This is a genomic window from Rhizobium oryzicola (assembly GCF_030504645.1).
GTDB lineage: Bacteria > Pseudomonadota > Alphaproteobacteria > Rhizobiales > Rhizobiaceae > Neorhizobium > Neorhizobium oryzicola.
In genome coordinates this window covers 1-1,303 of record NZ_JAUKWQ010000028.1, presented here as the reverse complement: position 1 = coordinate 1,303, position 1,303 = coordinate 1, and the positions used below count along the sequence as shown (strand labels likewise).

Sequence of the window (1,303 nt, the reverse complement as noted above, 5' to 3'; positions counted from 1 at the left end):
GCTCGATCCCAAACCTGAGGATCACCGGACCGGCGTACTCGTTGGCGTCGTTCTTCGGAGACCAACTCTGGCTGCCCAATTGGAACTCCACGGGTTCGTCGCGGATCACGGTGGCGGGCGAGAAGCCATTATCGAGCGCGGACGCATAGACGACAGGCTTGAATGTCGAGCCCGGCTGACGAAGTGCTTGCGTTGCGCGGTTAAACTGCGATTGACCGTAGGAGAAGCCACCGATCATTGCCACAACCCGTCCGGTCTGCGGCTGCATTGCGACGAGCGCGCCTTGGACTTCCGGCACTTGCCGCAAACGATAAGCCGCCGACGCCTGCTGCTCGACGATGATGATGTCTCCGACCCGAAGTAGGTCGCCGGGCTTCTTTTTCCCCAAAGCCCACCGCATCCCATCCAGCGAAACACGGGCTTGCTGTTCGTCCGGCGCAAGCAGCTTGATCCCAACTCCGTCCTTATCGACTGCGATCACTTCGGCTGTCTTCCAGCCTGGAACTCCCAGATCACGATCAGGCTTGCCCATATCAAGAGAGCTTGGCGAATCCTGGTTGACGTGGCCGAGAGGGCCGCGATAGCCCTGCCGTTCGTCATATGCCACCAGTGCGTTCCGGAGAGCGCGTTGCCCTTCCCTTTGGAGGGAAGGGTCGATCGTCGTCCTTATCGACAGCCCACCTTCATAGAGGGCTTTTTCGCCGAACTGCGTGAGCATCATCTTGCGGGCCTCATCAATGAAGTACCCGGCTTCGGCAAATCGCGTCGCTGTTTGTGGCTGAATAACGCCGAGGGGTTTCTTCTTCTCGGATTCACCAAGTGCGGCTTCGACATAGCCATTCTCGACCATGCGGTCGATAACCCAGTTCCTGCGTTCAATCGCGGCGCCGGGGTAGACAAACGGGTTGTAGTTGGCGGGTCCTTTCGGAAGCGCTGCCAGGTAGGCGGCATCTGCGATGGAGAGATCGTTGACGGCTTTTCCGAAGTAGGTCAACGCCGCCTGTGCAATTCCATATGAGCGCTGCCCCAGGAAAATCTGGTTCAGATAGAGCTCGAGGATTCGATCCTTCGAAAGGCTGCTTTCGATCCGCAGAGAAAGAAGCGCCTCTTTTGCTTTGCGAGCGAACGTCTGGTCGGACGTCAGCAGCAGATTCTTTGCCACTTGCTGCGTGATCGTGGACGCTCCCACCATGCGACGCTCACTTCCCAGGTTCATCAGGTTTACAAGGGTTGCTCTCGCGAGCCCCCGAAAGTCGAGCCCGGAGTGTTCGAAAAAAGTTTTGTCCTCAGCGGAAATGAATGC

1 protein-coding gene is annotated in these 1,303 nt (G+C 58.0%); it reads right to left on the bottom strand.

Features of this window, described 5'->3' with window-relative positions; all coding sequences use genetic code 11:
* Positions 1–1,303: penicillin-binding protein 1A (locus tag Q2T52_RS26745; RefSeq protein WP_302079940.1), on the bottom strand; the 1,303-nt coding region annotated here is incomplete at both ends.